General features: G+C 71.7%; 7 protein-coding genes. 1 reads left to right on the top strand and 6 read right to left on the bottom strand.

Features of this window, described 5'->3' with window-relative positions; all coding sequences use genetic code 11:
• The 6 genes from AC1DUE_RS16160 to AC1DUE_RS16135 form a co-directional block, all read right to left on the bottom strand.
• On the bottom strand, positions 1–373 hold a 373-nt coding region (locus tag AC1DUE_RS16160), incomplete at its 3' end, for an NAD(P)-dependent oxidoreductase (protein WP_477040433.1).
• Complete coding sequence (locus AC1DUE_RS16155; RefSeq protein WP_477040432.1) at positions 370–1,803, bottom strand: sulfate adenylyltransferase subunit 1; 1,434 nt, start codon at positions 1,801–1,803, stop codon at positions 370–372. The genes AC1DUE_RS16160 and AC1DUE_RS16155, both read right to left, overlap by 4 nt.
• Positions 1,803–2,717, bottom strand: a complete 915-nt coding sequence (cysD, locus tag AC1DUE_RS16150) for a sulfate adenylyltransferase subunit CysD (protein ID WP_477040431.1) — start codon at positions 2,715–2,717, stop codon at positions 1,803–1,805. Before cysD ends, AC1DUE_RS16155 begins: the two co-directional genes overlap by 1 nt.
• Positions 2,714–3,412, bottom strand: coding sequence for a phosphoadenylyl-sulfate reductase (locus AC1DUE_RS16145; protein ID WP_477040430.1), 699 nt, complete (start codon positions 3,410–3,412; stop codon positions 2,714–2,716). The genes cysD and AC1DUE_RS16145 overlap by 4 nt, the downstream gene beginning before the upstream one ends.
• Positions 3,409–3,567: a hypothetical protein gene (locus tag AC1DUE_RS16140; protein ID WP_197030011.1), complete on the bottom strand. Its 159-nt coding sequence runs from the start codon at positions 3,565–3,567 to the stop codon at positions 3,409–3,411. The genes AC1DUE_RS16145 and AC1DUE_RS16140 overlap by 4 nt, the downstream gene beginning before the upstream one ends.
• Positions 3,564–5,222, bottom strand: a complete 1,659-nt coding sequence (locus AC1DUE_RS16135; protein ID WP_477040429.1) for a nitrite/sulfite reductase — start codon at positions 5,220–5,222, stop codon at positions 3,564–3,566. The genes AC1DUE_RS16140 and AC1DUE_RS16135 overlap by 4 nt, the downstream gene beginning before the upstream one ends.
• A 333-nt stretch (positions 5,223–5,555) precedes the next feature.
• Between AC1DUE_RS16135 and zapE the strand changes: the two genes are divergently transcribed.
• A complete protein-coding gene (gene zapE, locus AC1DUE_RS16130) occupies positions 5,556–6,581 on the top strand; it encodes a cell division protein ZapE (protein ID WP_477040428.1) in 1,026 nt (341 codons plus the stop codon).
• Position 6,582: the final 1 nt, after the last annotated feature.

Genomic DNA, 6,582 nt, shown 5'->3' with positions numbered 1-6,582 from the left:
CCGCCACGGTGACATCGCCCGAGCGGGCGACCGCGGGGGTCCAGGCGCTCGACACGGCGGCGTCGTCGGCCCGGACGCACCAGAGGCGCGCGGCCTCGGCGTCCGCCGCGACGGCGTCGTCGACCGCCCGGTCGCCCGTGGCCGTGTGCACGAGCCAGGCGCCGTCCAGGTCGGTGGCCAGGTACTGGCGCTGCCGCCAGGTGACCCGGTCGAGCAGCTCGACCAGGTCCTCGCACAGCGCCGGCGCGACGACGACCACGTCGGCCCCGTCCTCGACCAGGCGAAGGGTCCGACGCGCCGCCACCGGGCCGCCGCCGACCACGACGACGCGGCGACCCGCGAGGTCGAGGAGCAGGGGGTGGCGGCCGGTCATATCCCCGCGCCCGCCAGCCAGTCCTGATCGTCCTGTGGAGCGGCCGTCGGTGCGATCCGGTCCAGCAGCGTCTCGCCGATCATCCCGGCGGCCAGCGTGGTGCCGTCCGCGGGATCGACCAGCAGGAAGCCGCCCGTCCGGCGGTGGGTCGCGTAGTCGTCGAGCACGACGGGCTCGGCGAGCCGGATCTTGACCCGGCCGATCGCGTTCAGGGACAGCGCCCGGGGCGGGATGTCCGACGACGTGTCGGTCGCGTCCACAGCGTGCAGGGTGTCGACGCCTTCCCAGCGGTCGACCGTCAGGGTGTCGACGTCCAGGCGGGCGTTGACCTCCCGCAGCAGCGCCCGGACCGTGCGCGTGCCGATCCGGACGAGCAGGCGCGCGCCGAGGACGCTGCGCTTCTCGGCCAGCCAGCAGACGGTCCCGACCAGGTCGGACCCGACCGTGACGGACGAGCCGGTGGGCACGAGCACGTCGCCGCGGGCCACGTCGACGTCGTCGGCGAGCCGGAGCGTCACCGACTGCGGCGCGTGCGCCTCCTGCAGCGGTCCGTCGAAGGTGTCGATGCCGACGACGACGCTCGTCTTGCCCGACGGCAGGACGGTGACCTCGTCGCCGACCGAGACGACGCCCGAGGCGACCCGGCCCGCGTACCCGCGGTAGTCGGGGTGCTCGGGCGTGCGCGGCCGGATGACGACCTGCACGGGGAAGCGGAACGCCTCGGACTGTGCGTCGCGACCGACCTCGACGCCCTCCAGGTGCTCCAAGAGCGTCGGGCCGTCGTACCAGGGCGTCCGCGTGGAGCGGTCGACGACGTTGTCGCCGGCGAGCGCCGACAGCGGCACCGCGACGACGTCGGCGATGCCGAGACCCGCCGCGTAGGCGGTGAACTCGTCCGCGATCGCGCGGAACGTGGCCTCGTCGAAGTCGACGAGGTCCATCTTGTTCACGGCGAGCACGACGTGCGGGACGCGCAGGAGCGCCGTGATCGTGGCGTGCCGACGGGTCTGCTCGAGCACCCCCTTGCGCGCGTCGACGAGCACGATCGCGAGCTCGGCTGTCGAGGCGCCGGTGACCATGTTGCGGGTGTACTGGACGTGCCCGGGGGTGTCGGCCAGCACGAACGCGCGGGTCGCGGTGGAGAAGTAGCGGTACGCGACGTCGATCGTGATGCCCTGCTCACGCTCGGCGCGCAGGCCGTCGGTGAGCAGCGCCAGGTCGACCTGACCGCCACCACGGGCAGCAGTTGCTGCCTCGACCGCGCTCAGCTGGTCCGCGAGCACCGACTTCGTGTCGTAGAGCAGCCGGCCGATCAGGGTGCTCTTGCCGTCGTCGACTGATCCGGCCGTGGCCAGGCGCAGGAGGTCCCGCGTCGCGTGCTCGGGCAGCTCTTCGGTCACTGGCGCGTGCTCCTCTACGATCGCCCCCATCAGAAGTACCCCTCGCGCTTGCGGTCTTCCATCGCGGCCTCGGAGGCGCGGTCGTCGGCACGCGTGGCGCCGCGCTCGGTCAGCCGGCTCGCGGCGACCTCGGCGATGACCTCGGGCACCGTGGAGGCATACGACTCGACGGCGCCGGTGCAGCTCATGTCACCGACGGTGCGGTAGCGGACCGTGCGCGTCTCGAGCGTCTCGGACGGCTTCGGGCCGCCCCACTCGCCGGGCGCGATCCACATGCCGTCGCGCAGGAAGACCTCGCGCTCGTGCGTGTAGTAGATCGACGGCAGCTCGATGTCCTCGCGCTCGATGTACCGCCAGACGTCCAGCTCGGTCCAGTTGGACAGCGGGAAGACGCGCACGTGCTCGCCCACCTTGTGCCGGCCGTTGTACAGGTCCCACAGCTCAGGGCGCTGCCGGCGCGGGTCCCACTGGCCGAACTCGTCGCGCAGGGAGAACACGCGCTCCTTGGCGCGGGCCTTCTCCTCGTCGCGACGACCGCCGCCGAAGACCGCGTCGAACTTGTTCTCGATGATGCCGTCGAGCAGCGGGACGGTCTGGAGCGCGTTGCGCGAGCCGTCGGGGCGCTCGGTCACGCGGCCGTCGTCGATGGCGTCCTGCACGCTGGCCACGACGAGTCGCAGGCCGTACTGCTCGACGACGCGGTCGCGGTACTCGATGACCTCGGGAAAGTTGTGCCCGGTGTCCACGTGCATGAGCGTGAACGGCACGGCCGACGGCCAGAACGCCTTGCGCGCCAGGTGCAGCATGACGATCGAGTCCTTGCCGCCGCTGAACAGCAGCACCGGCCGCTCGAACTCGCCGGCCACCTCGCGCATGATGTGGATGCCCTCGGACTCGAGGGCGTCCAGCTGCGTCAACGTGCTTGGTCCGGAGAGTGTGCTCACGTGTGCAACCCGCATTCGATCTTGCCCGTGCCGGACCAGCGGCCGGCACGAGGGTCCTCACCGGGCGCCACCGCACGCGTGCAGGGGGCGCAGCCGATCGACGTGTAGCCGGCCTGGCGCAGCGGGTTCAGCACGACGTGGTTCTCCTCCACGTAGGCGTCGACCTGCTCCTGCGTCCAGGCGGCCAGGGGGTTGAGCTTGACCTTGTCCCGCTTCTCGTCCCAGCCCACGACGGTGATGTCGGTGCGGGTCGGGGCGTCCTCGCGGCGCATGCCGGTGACCCACGCCGTGTACGGCGCGAGCCCGCGCTCGAGCGGCTCGACCTTGCGCATCGCGCAGCAGAGGTTCGGGTCACGGTCGTGCAGCTTCTCGCCGTGCTCGGCGTCCTGCTCCTGCACGGTGCGCAGCGGCAGGACGGTGCGGAGCTTGATGTCCGTGAACTCGGCGTAGTAGTCCCGCGTGCCGATGGTCTCGGCGAAGTGGTAGCCCGTGTCGAGGAAGATCACGTTGACGCCGGGCGCGGCCTTGGCGGCCATGTGGACGAGGATCTCGTCGCCCATCGACGACGCGACGACGAGGTCGTCGCCGAAGGTGGCGGCCGCCCAGGCGATGATCTCCTCGGGGTGGGCACCCTCGAGGTCCCGACCGGCCTGTTCGGCCTGCTCGCGCAGCGAGGCAGTCTCGAGTGTGCTCATGCGCGGCTCACCAGCCCCACGAACTTGAGCGCGAACGCGCGGGTGCACGAGCGGCACTCCCACTGCCCGTGCGTCTCGCCGGCGGGCCAGAGGTCCTCGCTGGCGCAGAAGGGGCAGTAGTACGGCACCGCCCGCTCGCCCGATGTTCCGCTCATCGCAGGTCCTCCTCGTCGGCTCGCTGCACCCACTGGGCGAAGAGCTCGCCCTCGGTGCGCTGCTCGTCGAACTTCGTCGCGACACGCTCGACGTAGTCCGGCAGCTCCTCGGCAGGAACGCGCAGGCCGCGCAGGGTCTTCCCCAGACCGCTCGTCAGACCGAGCCCGCCGCCCAGGTGGACCTGGTAGCCGTCCTCGCCGTTCGCCAGCGCGCCCTTCAGGCCGATGTCGGCCGTCTGGATGCGGGCGCACGAGTTGGGGCAGCCGTTGAGGTTGATCGTGATCGGCTGGTCGAACGTGGGCAGCCGGTTCTCCAGCTCGCCGATCAGGTGCGTGGCGCGCGCCTTCGTCTCGACGATGGCCAGCTTGCAGAACTCGATGCCGGTGCAGGCCATCGTGCCGCGGCGGAACGTGCTCGCGGTGCGCACGACGAGGCCGAGCGCCTCCAGCCCCTCGACGAGAGGGTCGACCTTCGCCGGCGCGACGTCCAGCACGACGATCTTCTGCTCGACCGTGAGCCGGACCTTGTCGGAACCGGCGGTCTCGACGAGGTCGGCCAGCTGCTGCAGCAGCTCGCCCGAGATGCGGCCGACGGTCGGCGCCATGCCGACGTAGAAGCGGCCGTCGTTCTGCGGGTGCACCCCGACGTGGTCGCGACGACCGGTCGGCGGTGCGGGCGGCTCGGGGCCGTCCTCGAGCGTGAACCCGAGGTACTCACCCTCCAGCACCTGCCGGAACAGCTCGGGTCCCCAGTCGGCGACGAGGAACTTCAGGCGCGCACGGGTGCGCAGCCGGCGGTAGCCGTAGTCGCGGAAGATGCTGACGACGCCGACCCACACATCCGGGATCTGCTCGAGCGTGACGAACGCGCCGAGTCGGACGCCGAGCTTCGGGTTGGTGGACAGGCCGCCGCCGACCCAGAGGTCGAAGCCCGGGCCGAGCTCGGGGTGCACCACGCCGACGAACGCGACGTCGTTGATCTCGTGCGCGACGTCGTGGTGCGGAGAGCCGCTGATCGCGGTCTTGAACTTGCGCGGCAGGTTGGAGAACCGCGGGTCGCCGATGTAGTTGTCGACGATCGCGCGCACGGCGGGGGTGCCGTCGATGATCTCGTCGGCCGCGACCCCGGCGACGGGGGACCCGAGGACGACGCGCGGGCAGTCGCCGCAGGCCTCCTGGGTGCTCAGCCCGACGGCCTCGAGGCGGCGCCAGATCTCCGGGACGTCCTCGACACGGATCCAGTGCAGCTGGATGTTCTGCCGGTCGGTGACGTCGGCGGTCCCGCGGCCGAACTCGACCGAGATGTCCGCGATGGTGCGCAGCTGCCGCAGGCTCAGCGCGCCGCCGTCGCAGCGCACCCGCAGCATGAAGAACTCGTCGTCCAGCTCGTGCGGCTCGAGCGTCGCGGTCTTGCCGCCGTCGATGCCGGGCTTGCGCTGCGTGTAGAGCCCCCACCAGCGCATACGTCCGCGCAGGTCTTCGGGCGCGATGCTGGCGAAGCCCTCGCGGGAGTAGACGTCCTCGATCCGCTGGCGGACGTTGAGCGCGTCGTCCTGCTGCTTGAAGAGCTCGTTGCCGTTCAGCGGTTCTTTCTGGTCGAACGCCCACTGGCCCTCGGGGCGAGCCGCGGGCGGGGCGATCCTGGTCTGCGCCATAGGGCGCTACCTCCGGGTGAACATGGACGTGCGACTGCACCCTGCGCTCGGGGGAGCGGCGATCGGACACAGACCGCGCGCCCGAGGGGGGACGTGGGCGGGGTCAGTTGCTCCGCGGACAGCAGCAGCGCATGGCCAGGGCCGCGGCGGCGCAGTGGCACCGACAGGCGGACGTCCCGGACATGATCACCCCCTGAGGATGACGGACGTCCGCCCTGTGCGGGAGGGCCGTTCCGGCATCTGAGATGCACTCGCCGACATATGGACAACCGCCCGACAGTCCACTAAAAGCGGTCCAGTTGAGTCGGGATTAGCCGCGTACGCTCTCTCCTCGTGCCAGAGTCCCGCGCCGTCGATGCGCCACCTGCCGCGCTCTGCGATCGTCGGCCACAGGTCCCCGTCGACCGGCTGCTGGCCGAGATGGTCCCGCCCCGACACTTTGCCGACGAGTCCTTCGACACCTACCGTCCCGACCCCTCGCACCCGTCGCAGCGGGCCACGGTCGAGCGTCTGACCCAGGTCGCCGCGCAGATCCGCGATGGCGGGGGCCGACGCTGGCGCAAGAAGGCCCCGGCCCCCGCGGTCTACCTCGACGGCGGGTTCGGCGTCGGCAAGACCCATCTGCTGACGTCGCTCGCCCGGGCCGTCGGCGACGCGGCGTACGGCACGTTCGTCGAGTACACGAACCTCGTCGGCGCGCTCGGCTTCCTGCCCACCGTCGAGGCGCTCGCCACCCGGCGGCTGGTCTGCATCGACGAGTTCGAGCTGGACGACCCCGGCGACACCGTCCTGATGTCCCGCCTCCTGCGCGAGCTGGCCGACCGGGGCGTGGCGCTCGCCGCCACCTCGAACACGCTGCCCGGCTCGCTCGGGGAGGGGCGCTTCGCCGCCGACGACTTCCTGCGCGAGATCCAGGCCCTGTCCGCGCGCTTCGAGGTGCTGCGCGTGGACGGCGACGACTACCGGCACCGCTCGCTGGTCACGGATGCCTCCGGGATGCGGGACGCCGACGTCCGTTCCGCGGTCGCGGGCCGTCCGGACGCGACCCTGGACGACTTCGACGCACTTCTCGCGCACCTGGCGACGGTCCACCCCTCCCGGTACGGCGCGCTGCTCGACGGCGTCGGCCTCGTCGGGCTCACCGCCGTGGGACCCGTGCCGACGCAGGACGTCGCCCTGCGCCTCGTCGTCCTCGTCGACCGCCTCTACGACCGCGACGTGCCGGTCGTGCTGGGCGGGTCGGGGGAGCGCGACCTGTTCTCCGCCGACATGCTCGCCGGCGGGTACCGCAAGAAGTACTACCGGGCGCTGTCCCGGCTCGGCTCGCTCGCGGCTGACGGGGCTGCGCTGGTCAAGTAGA

The sequence above is a fragment of the Cellulomonas sp. P4_A2 genome, assembly GCF_056402515.1.
This window is presented reverse-complemented; position numbering and strand designations above follow the sequence as displayed.